General features: G+C 52.6%; 18 protein-coding genes and 1 pseudogene. 11 read left to right on the top strand and 8 right to left on the bottom strand.

Translation table 11 applies throughout. The features are described 5' to 3' along the window. Positions 1 to 50 precede the first annotated feature (50 nt). Complete coding sequence (gene hemL, locus HV314_RS20580; protein ID WP_016151749.1) at positions 51 to 1,331, bottom strand: glutamate-1-semialdehyde 2,1-aminomutase; 1,281 nt, start codon at positions 1,329 to 1,331, stop codon at positions 51 to 53. A 168-nt stretch (positions 1,332 to 1,499) separates the two neighbouring features. On the opposite strand from hemL, the gene clcA reads away from it, so the two are divergent. From clcA to erpA, 3 genes and pseudogenes are all read left to right on the top strand, one after another. Then, positions 1,500 to 2,921 (top strand): H(+)/Cl(-) exchange transporter ClcA, encoded by a 1,422-nt coding sequence (clcA, locus tag HV314_RS20575; protein ID WP_181546568.1) that lies wholly within the window; start codon positions 1,500 to 1,502, stop codon positions 2,919 to 2,921. A 23-nt stretch (positions 2,922 to 2,944) separates the two neighbouring features. Beyond that, positions 2,945 to 3,010 (top strand): annotated as a pseudogene (gene yadW / locus HV314_RS27205) (small protein YadW). Next, positions 3,003 to 3,347, top strand: coding sequence for an iron-sulfur cluster insertion protein ErpA (gene erpA / locus HV314_RS20570; protein WP_003018581.1), 345 nt, complete (start codon positions 3,003 to 3,005; stop codon positions 3,345 to 3,347). Before yadW ends, erpA begins: the two are co-directional and overlap by 8 nt. Positions 3,348 to 3,466: 119 nt before the next feature. Here erpA and HV314_RS20565 read toward each other — a convergent pair whose 3' ends face one another. The 3 genes from HV314_RS20565 to mtnN are packed head-to-tail and all read right to left on the bottom strand — an operon-like array spanning position 3,467 to position 5,619. Further along, positions 3,467 to 4,090: a TRIC cation channel family protein gene (locus tag HV314_RS20565; RefSeq protein ID WP_006686772.1), complete on the bottom strand. Its 624-nt coding sequence runs from the start codon at positions 4,088 to 4,090 to the stop codon at positions 3,467 to 3,469. Between the two features lie 37 nt (positions 4,091 to 4,127). Continuing rightward, on the bottom strand, positions 4,128 to 4,928 hold the full coding sequence (gene btuF / locus HV314_RS20560; RefSeq protein WP_016155723.1) for a vitamin B12 ABC transporter substrate-binding protein BtuF: 801 nt from the start codon (positions 4,926 to 4,928) through the stop codon (positions 4,128 to 4,130). Then, on the bottom strand, positions 4,921 to 5,619 hold the full coding sequence (gene mtnN / locus HV314_RS20555) for a 5'-methylthioadenosine/S-adenosylhomocysteine nucleosidase (RefSeq protein WP_016151752.1): 699 nt from the start codon (positions 5,617 to 5,619) through the stop codon (positions 4,921 to 4,923). The genes btuF and mtnN overlap by 8 nt, the downstream gene beginning before the upstream one ends. Before the next feature lie 83 nt (positions 5,620 to 5,702). On the opposite strand from mtnN, the gene dgt reads away from it, so the two are divergent. The 3 genes from dgt (at position 5,703) to cdaR (ending at position 10,089) form a co-directional block, all read left to right on the top strand. Next, complete coding sequence (gene dgt / locus HV314_RS20550; RefSeq protein ID WP_046275348.1) at positions 5,703 to 7,220, top strand: dGTPase; 1,518 nt, start codon at positions 5,703 to 5,705, stop codon at positions 7,218 to 7,220. A gap of 129 nt (positions 7,221 to 7,349) precedes the next feature. Beyond that, positions 7,350 to 8,783 carry a serine endoprotease DegP gene (gene degP / locus HV314_RS20545; protein ID WP_016151754.1) on the top strand — a complete coding sequence of 478 codons (1,434 nt, stop codon included), beginning with the start codon at positions 7,350 to 7,352 and terminating at the stop codon, positions 8,781 to 8,783. 148 nt (positions 8,784 to 8,931) lie between these two features. After that, a complete protein-coding gene (gene cdaR / locus HV314_RS20540) occupies positions 8,932 to 10,089 on the top strand; it encodes a DNA-binding transcriptional regulator CdaR (protein ID WP_016151755.1) in 1,158 nt (385 codons plus the stop codon). Between the two features lie 42 nt (positions 10,090 to 10,131). On the opposite strand, the gene HV314_RS20535 is transcribed toward cdaR, so the two are convergent. The 4 genes from HV314_RS20535 to map all read right to left on the bottom strand — a co-directional run bounded on the left by HV314_RS20535 (position 10,132) and on the right by map (position 15,065). After that, a complete protein-coding gene (locus HV314_RS20535; RefSeq protein ID WP_003018562.1) occupies positions 10,132 to 10,518 on the bottom strand; it encodes a DUF3461 family protein in 387 nt (128 codons plus the stop codon). 109 nt (positions 10,519 to 10,627) lie between these two features. Continuing rightward, positions 10,628 to 11,452: a 2,3,4,5-tetrahydropyridine-2,6-dicarboxylate N-succinyltransferase gene (gene dapD, locus HV314_RS20530; protein ID WP_003829186.1), complete on the bottom strand. Its 825-nt coding sequence runs from the start codon at positions 11,450 to 11,452 to the stop codon at positions 10,628 to 10,630. Between the two features lie 31 nt (positions 11,453 to 11,483). Next, positions 11,484 to 14,156: a bifunctional uridylyltransferase/uridylyl-removing protein GlnD gene (gene glnD, locus HV314_RS20525; RefSeq protein WP_046275347.1), complete on the bottom strand. Its 2,673-nt coding sequence runs from the start codon at positions 14,154 to 14,156 to the stop codon at positions 11,484 to 11,486. 114 nt (positions 14,157 to 14,270) lie between these two features. After that, a complete protein-coding gene (gene map, locus HV314_RS20520) occupies positions 14,271 to 15,065 on the bottom strand; it encodes a type I methionyl aminopeptidase (protein ID WP_016155726.1) in 795 nt (264 codons plus the stop codon). Positions 15,066 to 15,515: 450 nt separating this feature from the next. Between map and rpsB the strand changes: the two genes are divergently transcribed. The 5 genes from rpsB (at position 15,516) to ispC (ending at position 20,211) form a co-directional block, all read left to right on the top strand. Beyond that, positions 15,516 to 16,241: a 30S ribosomal protein S2 gene (gene rpsB / locus HV314_RS20515; RefSeq protein WP_016151758.1), complete on the top strand. Its 726-nt coding sequence runs from the start codon at positions 15,516 to 15,518 to the stop codon at positions 16,239 to 16,241. 134 nt (positions 16,242 to 16,375) lie between these two features. Continuing rightward, entirely contained in the window at positions 16,376 to 17,227 is an 852-nt protein-coding gene (gene tsf, locus HV314_RS20510) for a translation elongation factor Ts (protein ID WP_003018551.1), read from the top strand. A 145-nt stretch (positions 17,228 to 17,372) separates the two neighbouring features. Continuing rightward, entirely contained in the window at positions 17,373 to 18,098 is a 726-nt protein-coding gene (gene pyrH / locus HV314_RS20505; protein WP_005132114.1) for a UMP kinase, read from the top strand. Between the two features lie 139 nt (positions 18,099 to 18,237). Then, a complete protein-coding gene (frr, locus tag HV314_RS20500; RefSeq protein WP_016151760.1) occupies positions 18,238 to 18,795 on the top strand; it encodes a ribosome recycling factor in 558 nt (185 codons plus the stop codon). A gap of 219 nt (positions 18,796 to 19,014) precedes the next feature. After that, the gene (gene ispC / locus HV314_RS20495) at positions 19,015 to 20,211 is read left to right on the top strand and encodes a 1-deoxy-D-xylulose-5-phosphate reductoisomerase (RefSeq protein WP_151222946.1); all 1,197 of its coding nucleotides are present in this window, start codon (positions 19,015 to 19,017) and stop codon (positions 20,209 to 20,211) included. The last annotated feature ends 253 nt before the right edge of the window (positions 20,212 to 20,464 follow it).

The raw sequence follows: 20,464 nt of genomic DNA, 5'->3' as shown, positions 1-20,464 counted from the left end.
GGGTGGCGGCTTCGCCTTACCCGGCCTACGTTATTTCTGGACGTTCTCTTTTACAATTTCGCAAACACCCGGCGCGCGGCGTCGATGGTGTTATTGATATCGTCTTCACTGTGCGCGACGGACATAAAGCCCGCTTCGAAGGCGGACGGCGCCAGGTAAATTCCTTCATCCAGCATCATGTGGAAGAAACGCTTGAAGCGTTCAACGTCGCATGCCATCACATCCTGATAGCAGGTCACGGTTTCTGCATCGGTGAAGAAAATCCCGAACATCCCGCCCACATGGTTAACCACCAGCGGAATATTCGTTTCTGCAGCGGCTTCCAGCAGACCTTCCGCCAGACGCGTCGTCAGTTCATTCAGCGTTTCATGAATACCCGGCTGGGCCACTTCGTTCAGACAAGCAAAACCTGCCGCCATCGCAATCGGGTTACCTGAAAGCGTACCCGCCTGATAAACCGGACCGGTTGGCGCCAGCGCGTCCATCACATCACGGCGACCGCCGAATGCGCCAACGGGCATCCCGCCACCGATGATTTTGCCAAGGCAGGTCAGATCCGGAACGACGCCGTAATAATCCTGCGCACCGGCCAGTGCCACGCGGAAACCGGTCATGACTTCATCGATGATCAACAGCGCGCCAAACTCATCACACAGGGCACGCAGGCCCGGCAGGAATTCTGGCAGCGGCGGGATGCAGTTCATGTTGCCTGCGACCGGCTCAACGATAATGCAGGCGATCTCCTGCGGATACTGTTCGAATGCTGCACGAACTGAAGAGAGATCGTTGTAGGTGCAGGTCAGGGTGTGTTTCGCGAAATCGGCCGGAACGCCCGGGGAGTTTGGCTGACCCAGCGTTAACGCGCCGGAACCAGCTTTAACCAGCAGGCAGTCGGCATGACCGTGATAGCAACCTTCAAATTTGATGATCTTATCGCGACCGGTGAAACCGCGCGCCAGACGGATTGCGCTCATCGTCGCTTCCGTACCGGAGTTCACCATACGCACCATATCCATGGTCGGCACAAGTTCAGTGACCAGCTCCGCCATTTTCACTTCCATCTCGGTCGGCGCGCCGAAGCTTAAACCGCGCTCTGCGGCTTCAATCACCGCATTGCGAATTGCCGGGTGGTTATGGCCCAGTACCATCGGTCCCCAGGAACCGACGTAATCGACATAGGCTTTACCATCGACATCGTACAGATACGCGCCGTCCGCTTTTTCGATAAACAGCGGAGTACCACCCACGCCAGTAAAGGCGCGAACGGGGGAGTTAACGCCGCCAGGGATAAGTTCGCGTGCTGCGCTGTAGAGATTTTCAGACTTACTCATGGATGGGGTCCTGGTTCGTAGAAAAAGTAAATGCCCGCTATTCTAGTTATTCAGAGAAGGTTATGAAAGTTTTACGCATTTGAAACAATGCGATTTGCAGGGGATTTTCGTGAAATGTGCGAGTAGAATGCCGATTCCGTATTTGTATTACCAATTAATGATCATCTGATGAAGACTGACTCTCCCTCTTTTGAAGCACAACAAATTGTGCGTTTACGCCGCAGGGATCAAATCCGTCGACTCCTGGAACGCGACAAAACGCCGTTGGCGATCCTGTTGATGGCCGCCGTTGTCGGTACCGTGACGGGGCTTGTTGGCGTGGCATTTGAGAAAGCGGTGACCTGGGTGCAAAATCAGCGCATTGGCACCCTGGCCCAGGTTGCGGACCATGCCATTCTGCTGTGGCCGCTGGCGTTTATTCTCTCTGCATTGCTGGCGATGGTCGGCTATTTTCTGGTTCGTAAATTTGCGCCGGAAGCGGGAGGCTCGGGGATCCCTGAGATTGAAGGCGCGCTGGAAGAGCTACGACCTGTGCGCTGGTGGCGCGTTCTGCCGGTGAAATTTATTGGCGGCATGGGCACGCTGGGAGCCGGTATGGTGCTCGGGCGAGAAGGGCCGACCGTACAGATAGGCGGGAACATTGGGCGCATGGTGCTGGATATTTTCCGCATGCGCAGCGCTGAAGCGCGACATACCCTGCTGGCCACCGGTGCGGCTGCGGGTTTGTCGGCGGCGTTTAATGCGCCTCTGGCGGGGATCCTGTTCATTATTGAAGAGATGCGCCCGCAGTTTCGCTATAACCTCGTCTCGATCAAAGCCGTGTTTACCGGCGTTATTATGTCGAGCATCGTGTTTCGTGTGTTCAACGGTGAAGCACCGATTATTGAAGTCGGGAAGCTGTCTAATGCACCGGTAAATACGCTGTGGCTGTATCTTGTACTCGGGCTTATTTTTGGCTGTGTCGGGCCGTTGTTCAACACGATGGTGTTGCGTACCCAGGATATGTTCCAGCGCTTCCACGGCGGTGAAATTAAAAAATGGGTGCTGATGGGTGGCGCGATTGGTGGCCTGTGCGGGATCCTGGGATTAATTAAACCGGAAGCGGCAGGCGGCGGGTTTAACCTGATTCCTATCGCCGCGGCGGGTAATTTTAGCGTCGGTTTACTGCTGTTTATATTTATTACCCGGGTGATCACTACGCTGTTGTGCTTCTCGTCCGGCGCGCCCGGTGGGATTTTTGCCCCGATGCTGGCGTTGGGCACATTACTTGGCACTGCGTTCGGTATGGCCGCGGCGGCCTCTTTTCCACAGTATCATCTGGAGGCCGGAACCTTTGCCATTGCCGGAATGGGGGCTTTGCTGGCGGCTTCGGTACGTGCACCGCTAACCGGTATTGTACTGGTGCTGGAGATGACCGATAACTATCAGCTCATTTTGCCAATGATTATTACCTGTCTTGGCGCAACACTATTAGCCCAATTTATGGGTGGAAAGCCGCTATACTCGACTATCCTTGCCCGCACGCTGGCAAAACAGGAAGCGGAGCAGGCGGCAAAAAGCCAGAGTACCGCCGCTGGCGAGAATACTTGAACGAAATACCAGGGTATTAGATAATGGCCTTAACCATTGGGTTATAATTTGCCCAATTGCCAATGTCGTTTGGAGCAAAATATGAGTGATGACGTAGCGCTGCCACTGCAATTTACTGAAGCAGCAGCCAATAAAGTAAAAAGCCTGATCGCTGACGAAGATAACCCGAATCTGAAATTACGCGTGTATATCACCGGCGGTGGTTGCAGCGGTTTCCAGTACGGTTTCACCTTTGATGATCAGGTGAACGATGGTGATATGACCATTGAGAAACAAGGTGTGGGTCTGGTGGTTGATCCGATGAGCCTGCAATATCTGGTGGGCGGCGCGGTTGACTATACCGAAGGTCTGGAAGGTTCCCGCTTCGTTGTGACTAACCCCAATGCGAAAAGCACCTGCGGGTGTGGTTCTTCTTTCAGCATCTGATTGCTGTCTGTAATACCGATGGTCTGATGGTGTAGGCCCGGTAAGCGTAGCGCCACCGGGCAATGTGCCGGTTGGCGACGTAAACGCCTTATCCGGCCTACATGTTCTGCATCATCACATCAACGCCCGTTATCATCCAGAGCAAACGTCGGCAATTTCAAATGCCAGCGAATGGCGGCAAGCCTAATCAGCAGGGTGACGATCATCCCCATCATACTGGCGTTTTCCAGCGATACATTAAAGGTATAAAACGCTGTCGCATGCACGATCCCGCCGATAATACATGCCGTGGCGTAGATTTCGGTGCGCAGAATCATCGGGACTTCACGAGCTAACACATCGCGAATGATCCCGCCGCCGACGCCGGTAATCACCCCCATACAAATCGCCACCAGGGGGCCCGTCCCTGCGAGAAATGCTTTATTGACGCCAATCCCCACGAACACAGCCAGGCCAACGGCATCCAGCACCGGAAGGATCCACTTCGGTAAACGTCGTGGCTGACGTACCAGCAGGATTGTCAGCATGCTGGTGATCATTGCCACCACCAGATCGGTGGGATCCTTAACCCAAAATACCGGCCCATGATCCAGCGCCATATCGCGGATCGTTCCGCCGCCAACGGCGGTAACCACCCCGAGGACCAGGACGCCAAACGGGTCCATTCGCAATTTTCCGGCCAGTAAGACGCCAGAGATAGCAAATACCGCGGTGCCGACAATATCCAGCCAATAGACGAGCATTTTTAAATCCTCACAACAGACCTGGTGGGGGCAGGCGCTAATTTATCTGTGAAAGCGCATTACAGAGTTGTTTTGCGGCGAGGATAATACGCGGGCTCGCGCGTTCGAACCAGTCACTATTAAGTGTAATAATGGGTATTTTTAGCTGGTTTCCCCAGTATTGTTCAATTTTCAAAGTTTCGCCTGGTCCTCCGGTTGCAACAATAGCCTGGGGCGCTCGTGCCAGGACCTGCTCACGGCTAACCTGTGGCCAGGGAACCCGACTGCCGGCAAAGATGTTTTCTCCACCGCATACCTCAAGAACTTCGTGCTGAATGGAGCCTTTTCCACTGGTAAACAGAGGATTTGCGCCAAACTGGAGAAACACGCGTTTTTTCGGTTTGTTGGCATACCGAGATTTTAGTAAAGCATAGTCATCAAGCATGGTTTGCGCCGCCTGTTTGGCCTGCTCAGGCTTTGGGCTCCACGCTGCCAGCTGGCGGAGCGCATCGGCGACCTGCTCGATGGTAACGGCGTCCACCCAGATGACCTTAATTCCCAGGGCGGTCAGTTGATTCACCTGCCGCTCAGCATTTCCCCCGCGCCAGGCGACGACTAAATCCGGTTTAAGCGCCACAATGCGTTCAAGGTTCATACCTTGCCAGGTGGAAACCTCCTCGATATTTTTGGCCGCTGGCGGGTAGTTTGAGTAGCTACTGACGCCTACGGGTGTAATGCCGGCGGCAAAGGCGAGTTCGGTATTGGCTGGAGAAAGCGTCACAACACGCGGTGCGGCATACAGGAACGCCGGAAGAGTGAATAGCAGGGCGACCAGCGCCCTGGAGAGTAATTTAGCCATGCGCCAGTTTCTGTACCAGCGTTTCAACCATCAGGCTTGACTGTTTCGCGGCAACAACCAGGAACTCGTCAAAGCTGAGATGGGACTGCTGATCGGCGACGTCAGAGATGGCGCGAACCACGACAAACGGCACATTGAAGTTATGGCAAACATGCGCAATCGCGGTCGCTTCCATCTCAACGGCAATGGCCTGCGGGAAGTTATGCTTAATTTTAGCCAGACCCACGGAGCCATTAATGAAGGCATCGCCGCTGACGATAAGTCCGCGAACGGCGTTCAGATTGAGTTGCGCAATGCAGGATTCTGCTGCAGCAATCAGCGCAGGATCGGCTTTAAAACCAGCCGGGCAGCCCGGTAACTGACCAAATTCATAGCCAAAGGCGGTAACGTCGGCATCGTGATAGCGCGCTTCGTCAGAAACCACAATATCGCCGACTTTCAGCGTAGAGGCCAGGCCGCCCGCGGAACCGGTGTTAATGATGGCATCCGGCTTGCAGCGTTCAAGCAGCAGCGTAGCGCCCAGCGCCGCCGCCACTTTACCGATACCTGATTTCAGTAGCGCAACCTCTGTACCGTTCAGTTGGCCGGTGTAAATTTCACAACCGCCGAGAGAGAGGGTCTGACGGTTTTCGATTTTGTCACGCAGCAGCGTAACTTCTTCTTCCATTGCACCAATGATGCCGATTTTCATAGATTTACTCGCGATAAGCCAGATTTGAGGGCATAGTCTATCATGCGCTTAAGGGGTAGCGCATTTCTCAGGCGGGAGAGGATATGGTACAGATCGATTTCCGAAAAAAAATAAACTGGCATCGTCGTTACCGTTCGCCGCAGGGCGTGAAGACGGAGCATGAGATCCTGCGTATTTTCGAAAGTGATCGTGGACGTATTATCAATTCTCCGGCTATTCGCCGACTGCAACAAAAAACCCAGGTTTTTCCGCTGGAGCGTAACGCGGCGGTGCGCACGCGCCTGACGCACTCGATGGAAGTTCAGCAAGTTGGGCGCTATATCGCTAAAGAGATCCTCAGCCGACTGAAAGAACTAAAACTGCTGGAGCAGTATGGTCTGGATGAACTGACGGGACCGTTTGAGAGTATTGTCGAAATGTCGTGCCTGATGCATGACATCGGCAATCCGCCGTTTGGTCATTTTGGTGAAGCGGCGATTAATGACTGGTTCCGCCAGCGGCTGTATCCCGCCGACGCGGAAAGTCAGCCCCTCAGCGATGACCGCTGCCTGGTGGCGGCGTTACGTTTGCGCGAAGGCGAAGAGTCGCTGAATGATATTCGCCGTAAGGTGCGCCAGGACCTGTGCCATTTTGAAGGTAATGCCCAGGGGATTCGTCTGGTGCATACTTTGATGCGTATGAATCTTACCTGGGCCCAGGTTGGTGGTATTTTAAAATATACCCGTCCGGCGTGGTGGCGTGGAAGTACGCCTACGACGCATAACTATTTAATGAAGAAACCGGGCTATTACCTTTCTGAAGAACCGTATATTGAACGGTTACGTAAAGAATTATCATTAGCGCCCTACAGTCGCTTTCCATTAACCTGGATAATGGAAGCTGCCGATGATATCTCTTATTGCGTGGCCGACCTGGAAGATGCCGTTGAGAAAAGAATCTTTAGCGTCGAACAACTTTATCACCATCTGCATGAGGCGTGGGGGCATCACGAAAAAGGTTCCCTGTTTAGTCAGGTTGTTGAGAATGCCTGGGAGAAATCACGTTCAAATACATTAAGCCGGAGCACGGAAGATCAGTTCTTTATGTATTTACGCGTCAATACGCTGAATAAACTGGTGCCGTATGCAGCCCAGCGGTTTATTGATAATTTACCGCAGGTTTTTGACGGCAGCTTTAATCACGCGCTGTTAGAAGATGCCAGTAGCTTTAGTCAGTTGCTGGGGGTCTATAAAAATGTGGCGGTAAAACACGTATTTAGTCATCCGGACGTTGAGCAGTTGGAATTGCAGGGGTATCGGGTGATCAGCGGGTTGCTGGAGATCTATCAGCCTTTATTAAAAATGTCCCAGTCAGATTTTACTGAGCTGGTCGACAATGAAAGAGTTAAACGTTTTCCTATCGAATCACGATTATTTCAGAAGTTGTCTACTCGCCATCGCCTTGCTTATGTCGAGGCGGTTAGTAAAATATCAACGGGTTGCGCTGAGTTTTCGGTAATGGAATATTATTATCGCTGCCGGCTGATTCAGGATTATATCAGCGGGATGACCGATCTGTATGCCTGGGATGAATATCGTCGCTTGATGGCTGTAGAGCAATAAATACTCATTTGTAAAGACGGCCAATAAAATTTTACTTTTTCCTTAAACTCAATTCTGGAACTTAGCGCTATAAAACGACTCTGACGTATACAGCAATTTTGCGTTACCTGTTAATCGAGAACGAAACACATGAAAAAAACCACATTAGCAATGAGTGCACTGGCTCTGAGTTTAGGTTTGGCGTTGTCCCCCCTGTCTGCCACAGCGGCTGAGACGTCGTCTTCAGCAATGACCGCCCAACAGATGCCAAGCCTGGCCCCGATGCTCGAAAAAGTGATGCCATCGGTGGTAAGCATTAACGTCGAGGGGAGCACGACGGTAAATACGCCGCGTATGCCGCGTAATTTCCAGCAGTTCTTCGGTGATAATTCACCATTCTGCCAGGACGGTTCGCCGTTCCAGAGTTCACCGTTCTGCCAGGGCGGCGCGCCGGGCGCTGACAACGGCGGCGGCCAGCAGCAGAAATTTATGGCGCTGGGTTCCGGCGTAATTATTGATGCCGCGAAAGGGTATGTCGTGACCAACAACCACGTGGTGGATAACGCCACGGTGATTAAGGTTCAGTTGAGCGATGGCCGTAAATTTGATGCGAAGATCGTGGGTAAAGATCCGCGCTCCGATATCGCGCTGATCCAAATTCAGGATCCGAAAAACCTGACGGCGATTAAGCTGGCTGATTCCGACGCGCTGCGTGTGGGTGATTACACCGTAGCAATTGGTAACCCGTTTGGCCTCGGTGAGACCGTGACCTCCGGTATTGTTTCTGCGCTGGGCCGTAGCGGCCTGAACGCGGAAAACTACGAAAACTTTATTCAGACGGATGCCGCGATCAACCGGGGTAACTCCGGTGGCGCACTGGTTAACCTGAATGGTGAGCTGATCGGTATTAACACCGCGATCCTTGCGCCGGACGGCGGCAACATCGGTATCGGCTTTGCAATCCCGAGCAACATGGTGAAAAACCTGACGTCGCAGATGGTTGAGTTTGGTCAGGTTAAACGCGGTGAGCTGGGTATTATGGGTACCGAGCTGAGCTCTGAGCTGGCGAAAGCGATGAAAGTTGATGCTCAGCGTGGCGCATTTGTCAGCCAGGTGATGCCGAACTCTTCCGCAGCGAAAGCAGGTATTAAAGCCGGGGATGTGATTACCTCCCTGAACGGTAAACCGATCAGCAGCTTCGCCGCCCTGCGTGCGCAGGTGGGTACGATGCCGGTAGGCAGCAAAATTAACCTTGGCCTGTTGCGTGACGGTAAGCCGGTCACTGTGAATCTGGAACTGCAGCAGAGCAGCCAGACTCAGGTTGATTCCAGCTCTATCTTCAAAGGCATTGAAGGGGCTGATATGAGCAACAAAGGCCAGGACAAAGGGGTCGTGGTCAGCGAGGTGAAAGCGAATTCTCCGGCTGCACGGATTGGCCTGAAGAAAGGGGATGTGATTATCGGTGCGAACCAGCAGCCGGTGAAAAATATCGCCGAACTGCGCAAAATCCTCGACAGCAAACCGGCTGTACTGGCGCTGAACATTCAGCGTGGTGACAGCTCTATCTATCTGTTGATGCAGTAATCTCTCTCAACCCCTTCCTGCACAGGAAGGGGTTTCTTTTTGTGATACTTCCCACAACTCCATACTTCTCCCTCTCGCTTTGTGCAGTTGCACAATGCCGCCGCTTATTATCTTCCCTATGCTTGAGCTCTGCTCACAGGAGGGGTTTATGGCTGGCTGGCATCTTGATACCAAAATGGCGCAGGATATTGTAGCGCGAACCATGCGCATCATTGATACCAATATCAACGTAATGGATGCCCGCGGGCGGATCATTGGCAGCGGCGATCGCGAACGAATTGGTGAATTGCACGAAGGCGCGCTGCTGGTGCTTTCACAAGGTCGGGTGGTCGATATTGACGATGCGGTAGCCCGGCATTTACACGGTGTGCGTCAGGGGATAAACCTGCCGCTGCGTCTGGAAGGCGAAATCGTTGGCGTTATCGGTCTTACCGGCGAGCCGGAACATCTGCGCAAGTATGGCGAACTGGTGTGCATGACCGCCGAAATGATGCTGGAACAGTCGCGTCTGATGCATCTGTTAGCGCAGGATAGCCGTCTGCGTGAAGAGCTGGTGATGAACCTGATTCAGGCTGAAGAGAATACCCCGGCGCTGATGGAATGGGCACAGCGATTGGGCATTGATTTGAACCAGCCGCGTGTGGTGGCGGTAGTGGAGGTCGACAGCGGTCAGCTTGGCGTTGATAGTGCGATGGCGGAGCTACAGCAATTGCAGAACGCGTTGACTACACCCGAACGTAATAATCTGATTGCGATTGTTTCTCTGACCGAGATGGTGGTGCTGAAACCAGCGCTCAATCAGTTTGGCCGCTGGGACGCTGAAGATCATCGCAAGCGCGTTGAGCAACTGATTGCCCGCATGAAAGAGAATGGACAACTGCGTTTTCGCGTGTCGCTGGGCAACTATTTTACCGGGCCCGGCAGCATTGCCCGTTCGTATCGTACGGCGCGCACCACCATGATGGTCGGCAAGCAGCGGATGCCGGAAAGCCGGAGCTATTTCTATCAGGACTTGATGCTGCCGGTGCTGCTGGACAGCCTGCGCGGCGGCTGGCAGGCCAATGAGCTGGCGCGCCCGCTGGTAAGGCTGAAAGCGATGGATAACAACGGTTTGCTGCGTCGAACATTATCAGCATGGTTTCGACATAACGTTCAGCCGCTAGCGACCTCAAAAGCATTGTTTATTCACCGCAATACGCTGGAGTATCGCCTGAACCGTATCTCAGAGCTGACCGGGCTGGATCTGGGGAATTTTGACGATCGACTGCTGCTGTATGTGGCGTTGCAGCTGGATGAGCAGCATTGATTAATTGCCTGATAAGCGTAGCGCTATCAGGCAACAATCTACTTATTTGCGCGTCAGTTTTTCCAGATCGGCTTCAATCTCGCTGATCTTGTTGGTCACGACGCTTTCCAGATGACGTAAATCATCGAGGATCTTGCGTTTAAGATCGACTTCGCTGCGATCTCGCTGGCAGATCTGATCCAGTTCGTCGATCACGTAGCGCAGGTTGGGACTGATCTCCTGCACTTCTTTGTAACCCTGGCCGACGCCATCGGCGACAACCGTTTTACGCTGACGGGGATATTTGAACTTCACGCTCTTGGCAAAAAACTCGCCTTTATCCTTCTGGAAATAGATTTTCAGGATATCGTTGTTGGCTTCTTGCCGCAGGCTGTAACGATCGATCTCTTCAGGATTAGTAATGCCCAGACTTTTCAGATTGTCATACATAGCGGTACCCTTAAGCTCACTATAACCATTGAATAATTAACGAAAAGCCTTGTTTATGCCACTCGCAGATGTAAAAAAAGCGGGCTAAGCCCGCTTTTTCAAATCGCTGTTAGTCGATGGTGCGTAACAGTTCGTTGATTCCCACTTTGCCACGCGTTTTGGCATCGACTTTCTTCACAATCACCGCGCAGTACAGGCTGTATTTGCCATCTTTCGACGGCAGGTTGCCGGAGACGACCACGGAGCCCGCTGGAACGCGGCCGTAATGCACTTCGCCGGTTTCGCGATCGTAAATACGGGTGCTCTGGCCGATATACACACCCATGGAAATGACAGAGCCTTCTTCGACGATCACGCCTTCAACCACTTCAGAGCGCGCGCCGATGAAGCAGTTGTCTTCGATGATGGTCGGGTTAGCCTGCAACGGTTCCAGTACGCCACCAATACCAACGCCACCGGACAGGTGTACGTTCTTACCGATTTGCGCACAGGAACCCACGGTCGCCCAGGTATCAACCATCGTACCTTCATCAACATAAGCGCCGATGTTCACGTAAGACGGCATCAGCACGGTGTTACGGGCGATAAACGCGCCCTGACGCACTGCCGCAGGCGGAACCACGCGGAAACCTTCTTTCTGGAAGCGCGCTTCGTCGTAGTTGGCGAATTTCATCGGCACTTTATCGAAGTAACGGCTTTCCGCACCTTCGATAACCTGATTATCGTTAATACGGAAAGAGAGCAGGACCGCCTTTTTCAGCCACTGATGCGTGACCCACTGACCCTCAATCTTTTCTGCGACGCGCAGTGCACCGGAATCCAGTAAAGAAATAACCTGATTCACCGCTTCGCGGGTTACGGTATCTACATTTGCCGGAGTAATGTCGGCACGGCGCTCGAAAGCGGACTCAATAACGTTCTGTAACTGCTGCATTGTTAAACTCTTTCCATAATAAATAAAAACATTACCCTTTATCGTTTGGATTGAGGGCCTCTGTCAACCGTTGATGCACTTCCTGCTGCAGCTCATTATTAAGGGCGCGCCGGTCGGCGGTGGCGATTATGAATAAATCTTCTACTCGCTCGCCAATAGTTGTAATTCGGGCGCCATGCAGCGAAATTCCCAGATCGGCAAAAATCTGCCCGACCCGCGCCAGCAGTCCTGGCTGGTCGAGAGCGATAAGCTCAAGAAATGATTTTCGGTCGGTATGGGTCGGCAGAAAAGTGACCTCGGTATCGACGGTAAAGTGACGTAATTTTGCCGGCTGGCGACGCGGTTGCGGCGGCTGCCAGCTACGCTGGGTGATCGCCTGTTCAAGCCCAAAACGGATCGCTTCGTGTCGGTCTGACGACAGCGGGCTACCGTCTGGTTCCAGCACAATGAACGTATCCATCGCCATCCCATCGCGGGTGGTGAAAATCTGCGCATCGTGGACGCTAAGGTTGCGCCTGTCCAGTTCGGCGCAGACGGCAGCAAACAGATAAGGGCGGTCAGGGCTCCAGATGAAAATTTCCGTCCCGCCTCGCGTGGCCTGCGGGCTGAGCAGGATCAGCGGCTTGCTGAGATCGTGTTGCAGCAGATGACGTGCATGCCAGGCCAGCTGATTTGGGCTGTGACGTACGAAATAGTTGGCGCGACAGCGCGACCAGATATGGTGTAGCGCTTCTTCATCAATGTTGTCCATGCGCAGTAGCGCCAGCGCCTGAAGCTGATGATGGCGTACGCGCTCACGCATATCCGGCGTGTTTTGCATCCCGCGGCGTAACTGTTTTTCCGTCGCGAAGTACAGCTCGCGCAGCAGGCTTTGCTTCCAGCTATTCCACAGCGTTTCGTTGGTGGCGCAAATATCTGCGACGGTCAGGCACACCAAAAAGCGCAGACGATGTTCCGTTTGCACCTCTTCGGCGAATTGCTTAATGACTTCGGGATCCTGAATATCGCGGCGTTGAGCGGTAACCGACATCAGCAAATGCTGGCGCACCAGCCACACGATCAGTTGCGTTTCGCGGGAGTTCAGACCGTGCAGTTCGGCGAATTTGAGCACATCCTGGGCGCCGAGAACCGAGTGATCGCCGCCGCGACCTTTGGCGATATCGTGGAACAGCGCGGCAATCAGAATCAGCTCCGGCTGTCGCAGACGCGGCCACAGATCCACGCACAGCGGATGGCGCTGACGGGTCTCTTCGTTAGCAAAACTTTCCAGCTTAAGCATTACGCGAATAGTGTGTTCATCCACCGTATATGCATGAAACAGGTCAAACTGCATTTGGCCGACAATATGCGACCATTGCGGCATATAGGCCCACAACACGCTGTGGCGATGCATAGGCAGCAGGCCGCGACTCACCGCGCCCGGATGGCGCAACATACTGAGAAACAGCGAACGCGCTTCCGGGATGTAGCACAGCGGCTGCGTTAAATGACGGCGGGCATGACGCAAATGGCGCAGCGTAGTGGAGTAAATTCCGCTGATCGCGCTATTACGCACCATGATGTAAAACATCCGCAATATCGCTTCGGGTTTGCGAATAAACAGGTCGTCGTCGCGCAGATCAATCAACGTGCCGCGCAGTTGAAAGTCGTCATCAATCGGACGTGGTTTTTCATCGGCGGGCAGGGCGAGGATCGCCTCGTCGAACAGTTGCAACAGCATGTGGTTCAGTTCGCTGACCCGTCGTGTGACGCGGAAATAGTCTTTCATCATCCGCTCGATAGGCTCGTTGCCTTCACCGCCGTAGTTCAGGCGTTGCGCCACGCTGAGCTGACGATCAAACAGCAGACGGTTGTCGTAACGACTAACGACCAGATGCAGGGCAAAGCGAATGCGCCACAGGATATGCAAACATTCATTCAGCTCGGCACGTTCTGCCTGCGTCAAAAAGCCGAAACCGACCATTTCATCCAGTGAGGTGGCGCCAAAATGGCGGCGGGCCACCCATTGCAGGGTATGAATATCGCGCAGGCCGCCGGGACTACTTTTGATATCCGGCTCCAGGTTGTAGCTGGTGCCGTGATAGCGCTGGTGGCGCTGATTCTGCTCTTCAACTTTGGCTGCGTAAAACTTATCGGATGGCCAGAAACCTTCGCTAAAAATATGCTTTTGTAGCTCAAGAAACAGCGCCACATCACCAATCAGCAGGCGTGTTTCAATCAGGTTGGTGGCGACGGTTAAATCTGACAATCCTTCCAGCAGACACTCTTCCAGCGTGCGCACGCTGTGCCCAACCTCGAGCCTCACGTCCCATAGCAGCGTTAACAGTTCGCCAACTTTTTCGGCCTGCGCGTCTGGTAGCTTTTTACGACTCAGGATCAGCAGGTCAATATCGGAAAGCGGATGCAGTTCGCCGCGCCCGTAACCGCCAACGGCAACTAGCGCCAGGTCGGCAATTTGACCGAAACCGGCTTCAATCCACAGACGTTGCAGTAACTGGTCAATAAACTCGGTGCGGGCCTCAATCAGCTGCTCTGCGGAAATCCCGCTGTCAAACGCGTCACCTAACCAGTGCTGGAAAGTGTCGATATGCGCTTTAATGCCGGGGCAATTGAGATCTTGCTGCGGCCAGGTTCCGGGGTTCTGCGGTTGGCCTGGCAGGGTGGGGAGGGCAGTATTTGCGTGTTGTTCAGGAAGAGTATTCATTATGCGCCACCCATTAAAAAAGCCGGATGACGGCGTGAACGCCTTACCCGGCCTACGAAGTAGTACAATTTGTAGGCCTGATAAGATGCGGGTGCATCGCCATCAGGCAAAACATTATTCGTCGTGTGTGATGATCGCCGGGATGGTGTCATCCTTGCGTAATGTCAGAATTTCACAGCCTTTTTCCGTCACCACAATAGTATGCTCGTACTGAGCAGACAAGCTCCGATCTTTAGTTTTCACCGTCCATCCGTCTTTCATGGTGCGGATGCGGTAATCACCGGCATTCAGCATGGGTTCTACGGTGAAGGTCATGCCCGGCTGCAGTACCACACCGCCGTCGTCTGCATCGTAGTGCAGAACCTGCGGCTCTTCATGGAAGCCGCGACCGATGCCGTGACCGCAATATTCACGGACCACAGAGAAGCCTTCGCCTTCCGCGTATTTTTGAATCGCAGCGCCCAGCGTGCGCAGGCGAATACCCGGTTTTACCATCCGCAGCGCCAGATACAGGCTTTCCTGCGTGACGCGGCACAAACGCTCGCCCAGAATGGTTGGTTTGCCGACGATGAACATTTTCGAGGTATCACCGTGGAACTCGTCTTTAATCACGGTTACGTCGATGTTGACGATATCGCCGTCTTTCAGGAGCTTGGCGTCGTCCGGGATCCCATGGCACACCACTTCATTAATAGAGATGCACACGGACTTCGGATAACCGTGATAGCCCAGGCAGGCGGAAATGGCCTGCTGCTCATTCACGATGTAGTCATTACAGATGCGATCCAGTTCGCCGGTGCTGACGCCTGGCTTAACAAACGGTTCGATCATTTCCAGTACATCGGCGGCCAGACGGCCAGCGATGCGCATTTTTTCGATTTCTTCAGGGGTCTTGATTGAGATAGCCATGAATTCTGTCCATCAGTGCCGATGATATCGGCAATAATTGTTTAAGTGGTGCCAATGGTATCAGTCCGGCATACATGCTGCCAAATTGAGAATCATTCTGAACTTCGCCTTTCGTGCCACAGGTGTGTTGGCTGAAATTTTTCACTCCAGTCGCTCACTGCATGTAAGCGCCCGGAGATGCAAAAAATTGGCTGCCTCCCTGTAACACGAAATTCATCGTTCATTCAGCACGCACCGCCAACAATTATTGGTGTCGGTAGCGTATTTGTGGTATAAAGCGCGCCGGACTTCCGATCCATTTGAAGACTACACACGATGGACGGGAGCGACAAATCTCACTTTGTGTAACAACACACACGTATCGGCACATATTCCGGGGTGCCCTTTGGGGTCGGTAATATGGGATGCGTGGAGGCTTAACCCCAACTTTTATATATAGAGGTTTTAATCATGGCAACTGTTTCCATGCGCGACATGCTCAAGGCTGGTGTTCACTTCGGTCACCAGACCCGTTACTGGAACCCGAAAATGAAGCCGTTCATCTTCGGTGCGCGTAACAAAGTTCACATCATCAACCTTGAGAAAACTGTACCGATGTTCAACGAAGCTCTGGCTGAACTGAACAAGATCTCTGCTCGTAAAGGTAAAATCCTTTTCGTTGGTACTAAACGCGCTGCAAGCGAAGCGGTGAAAGAAGCTGCTAACAACTGCGACCAGTTCTTCGTGAACCATCGCTGGTTGGGCGGCATGCTGACTAACTGGAAAACCGTTCGTCAGTCCATCAAACGTCTGAAAGATCTGGAAACTCAGTCTCAGGACGGTACTTTCGAAAAGCTGACCAAGAAAGAAGCGCTGATGCGTACTCGTGAGCTTGAGAAACTGGAAAACAGCCTGGGCGGTATCAAAGACATGGGCGGTCTGCCGGACGCTCTGTTCGTAATCGATGCTGACCACGAGCACATTGCTATCAAAGAAGCAAACAACCTGGGTATCCCAGTATTTGCTATCGTTGATACCAACTCTGATCCGGACGGTGTTGACTTCGTTATCCCGGGTAACGACGACGCAATCCGTGCTGTGACCCTGTACCTGGGCGCTGTAGCTACTACCGTTCGTGAAGGCCGTTCTCAGGATCTGGCTTCCCAGGCGGAAGAAAGCTTCGTAGAAGCTGAATAATAAGGCACGCTCGTTCGAGCCCCCTTATAAACCAGGTAGTATCACGTTTGGTTAGGGGCCCTTTAGGCCCCTTTTTCACTTTTAAATCTGTGCGGTTTCATGCCGGGCAGATCAAATCTTCCGAGGATTTTAGAATGGCTGAAATTACCGCATCCCTGGTAAAAGAGCTGCGTGAGCGTACTGGCGCAGGCATGATGGATTGCAAAAAAGCACTGACTGAAGCTAATGGCGACATCGAGCTGGCAATCGAAAACATGCGTAAGTCCGGCGCAATCAAAGCGGCGAAAAAAGCAGGCAACGTTGCTGCTGACGGCGTAATCAAAACCAAAATCGACGGCAACATCGCTTTCATTCTGGAAGTTAACTGCCAGACTGACTTCGTTGCTAAAGATGCTGGTTTCCAGGCATTTGCTGACAAAGTACTGGACGCTGCCGTTGCTGGCAAAATCACTGACGTTGAAGTTCTGAAAGCGCAGTTCGAAGAAGAACGTGTTGCTCTGGTTGCTAAAATCGGTGAGAACATCAACATCCGTCGCGTTGCTTCCCTGGAAGGCGAAGTTTTGGGTAACTACCAGCACGGTGCTCGTATCGGTGTTCTGGTTGCTGCAACTGGCGCTGACGAAGAGCTGGTTAAACAGCTGGCAATGCACGTTGCTGCAAGCAAGCCAGAATTCGTTAAGCCGGAAGACGTTTCTGCTGAAGTGGTAGAGAAAGAATACCAGGTTCAACTGGACATCGCGATGCAGTCTGGTAAGCCGAAAGAAATCGCAGAGAAAATGGTTGAAGGCCGTATGAAGAAATTCACCGGCGAAGTTTCTCTGACTGGTCAGCCTTTCGTTATGGAGCCGAGCAAATCTGTTGGTCAGTTGCTGAAAGAGCACAACGCTGATGTAACAGGCTTCATCCGCTTTGAAGTGGGTGAAGGTATCGAGAAAGTTGAGACTGACTTTGCAGCAGAAGTTGCTGCGATGTCCAAGCAGTCTTAATTTTTAAAGGAGCCGCCTGAGGGCGGCTTCTTTTTGTGTCTGGCTTGTAAATTCAGCGAACCGCTATAGTGGTCATGCTGAAAAGCGACATACAATGTCGCCGGAATTAATTCATCTCATTCGTTGACAGTCTCAGGAAAGAAACATGGCTACCAATGCAAAACCCGTCTACAAACGTATTCTGCTTAAGTTAAGTGGCGAAGCTCTGCAAGGTTCAGAAGGCTTCGGTATTGATGCAAGCATCCTTGACCGTATGGCTCAGGAAATCAAAGAGCTGGTTGAGCTGGGTATCCAGGTTGGCGTAGTGATTGGTGGTGGTAACCTGTTCCGTGGCGCTGGTCTGGCGAAAGCAGGGATGAACCGCGTTGTGGGCGACCACATGGGCATGTTAGCCACCGTCATGAACGGTCTGGCGATGCGCGATGCGCTTCACCGCGCCTATGTGAACGCTCGCTTGATGTCCGCAATTCCTCTGAATGGCGTGTGTGATAACTACAGTTGGGCGGAAGCAATCAGCCTGCTGCGTAACAACCGCGTTGTTATTTTGTCTGCGGGTACTGGCAATCCGTTCTTCACTACCGACTCTGCGGCTTGCCTGCGTGGTATTGAAATTGAAGCGGATGTGGTACTGAAAGCCACCAAAGTCGATGGCGTATTTACGGCTGACCCGGCTAAAGATCCAACGGCGACTATGTACGAACAGTTGACCTATGCTGAAGTACTGGATAAAGAGCTGAAAGTGATGGATCTTGCGGCGTTTACGCTGGCTCGTGACCACAAATTACCGATTCGTGTCTTTAACATGAACAAACCGGGTGCGCTGCGCCGTGTTGTTATGGGTGAAAAAGAAGGCACGTTAATCACGGAATAATTCCCGTTGCGGCTAAATGCAGGTAATATTCCGCTTTAATGTCGCGGGATACGTCCCTCAAAATTAATCAAGACTATACTTGTCACATCTTGCGTGGTGGGTATGGTCTGACTGAAACAAGCTTTCAAGGATTCGTAACGTGATCAACGATATCAGAAAAGATGCTGAAGTACGCATGGACAAATGCGTCGAAGCGTTCAAAAACCAAATCAGCAAAATTCGCACGGGCCGTGCTTCTCCTAGCCTGCTGGATGGTATTGTCGTGGAATATTACGGCACACCGACCCCGCTGCGCCAGCTGGCAAGCGTAACGGTTGAAGATTCCCGTACCCTGAAAATCAACGTGTTTGACCGTTCTATGGGGCCAGCCGTTGAGAAAGCAATTATGGCTTCCGACCTCGGTCTGAATCCAAGTTCTGCGGGTTCCGACATCCGCGTTCCGCTGCCGCCGCTGACTGAAGAACGTCGTAAAGATCTGACTAAGATCGTGCGTGGCGAAGCTGAAGGCGCGCGCGTTGCCGTACGTAACGTACGCCGTGATGCCAACGACAAAGTGAAAGCGTTGTTGAAAGAAAAAGAGATCAGCGAAGATGACGATCGCCGTTCTCAGGACGACGTACAGAAACTGACTGACGCAGCTATCAAGAAAGTTGATGCGGCGCTGGCAGAGAAAGAAACGGAACTGATGCAGTTCTGATTCGCCTGTACGCTAAAAACGCCGCTTAGAAGGCCTGAGAAGGCTGGATGGCGGCGTTTTGCTTTTTTCTGTCTATATACTCTAAATAATTCGAGTTGCAGGAAGGCGGCGACGCAGGGCATCCCCGGGAGCGTACACCCGTGCGTGACAGGGGTGAACGAGGAGAGCCAACGTACATGCAACTTGAAGTATGACGAGTAAAATTCTTCTGGATGTCTGATGAAGCAATTAACCATCCTGGGATCAACCGGTTCCATTGGTTGCAGTACGCTGGATGTAGTACGCCATAACCCGGAAAAATTTCGTGTTGCTGCGTTGGTGGCGGGTAAAAATGTCGTCCGTATGGTTGAGCAATGTCTGGAATTTTCTCCTCGCTATGCGGTAATGGACGATGAAAAAAGCGCTGCGTTGGTAAAAGCAGCTCTGCTGGAGCAGGGCAGTCGTACTGAGGTTATGAGCGGGCAGCAGGCTGCCTGTGATATGGCTGCGCTGGATGATGTTGATCAGGTTATGGCGGCGATTGTCGGCGCGGCGGGCTTGCTACCGACGCTGGCGGCAATCCGCGCGGGCAAAAGCATTTTGCTGGCGAATAAAGAGTCTCTGGTGACCTGCGGGCGTCTGTTTATGGACGACGTGCAACGCCACAAAGCACAGCTTTTGCCGGTAGATAGCGAACATAACGCGATTTTTCAGAGTTTACCGCAACCTATCCAACACAATCTGGGATACGCTGACCTTGAGCAAAATGGCGTCATATCAGTTTTGCTTACCGGGTCTGGTGGCCCTTTCCGTGAAACGCCATTGCGCGATCTGGTTTCTAGGACCCCCGATCAGGCATGTCGTCATCCGAATTGGTCGATGGGACGAAAAATCTCTGTCGATTCAGCCACCATGATGAATAAAGGTCTGGAATACATTGAAGCGCGTTGGTTATTTAATGCCAATGCAAGCCAGATGGAAGTGCTGATTCACCCGCAGTCGGTTATTCATTCGATGGTTCGTTATCAGGATGGTAGCGTTCTGGCGCAGTTGGGGGAACCTGATATGCGTACACCTATTGCTCATACGATGGCATGGCCAGAACGAGTGACGTCCGGCGTTAAGCCTGTCGACTTTTGCAAGCTCAGTGCGTTGACGTTTTCCGCACCTGATTACCAGCGTTATCCATGCCTGAAACTGGCGATGGACGCGTTTGAGCAAGGGCAGGCGGCGACGACCGCTTTGAACGCAGCGAATGAAATTACCGTTGCCGCATTCCTGGCGCAGCAGATCCGATTTACCGATATTGCTGACCTGAATTTATCCGTACTGGATAAGATGGATTTGCAGGAGCCACAGAGCGTTGATGACGTGCTGAAGGTTGATGCTATCGCGCGGGAAGTCGCCAGAAAAGAAGTGATGCGACGCTCAAGCTGATGATAATCCCTCCTCGGAGAATCGCGCTATTTGTTAGCGTTGGGCTTCAGTGATATAGTCTGCGCCACTCGATCGCGGGTATTTGTTTTTTTTCGGTCGGGTAAGCCGTGGTTTGACACGGCTTTTTTGTGGATGCACAAAATCATTCAGGTTGCATCAAGGTGGCAAGTGGATTAGTCCCCTGGAGCATACAAAGAGTATGTGACTTGGGCGAAGATCACAGCCGACGAAGGAGCAGCCTGAAGGATGAAGC

Source organism: Citrobacter sp. RHBSTW-00887 (genome assembly GCF_013728095.1).
Taxonomy (GTDB): Bacteria; Pseudomonadota; Gammaproteobacteria; order Enterobacterales; family Enterobacteriaceae; genus Citrobacter; species Citrobacter braakii.
Note: the sequence above shows the minus strand (reverse complement) of the source record. Positions and strands in the feature narration are given on the sequence as shown.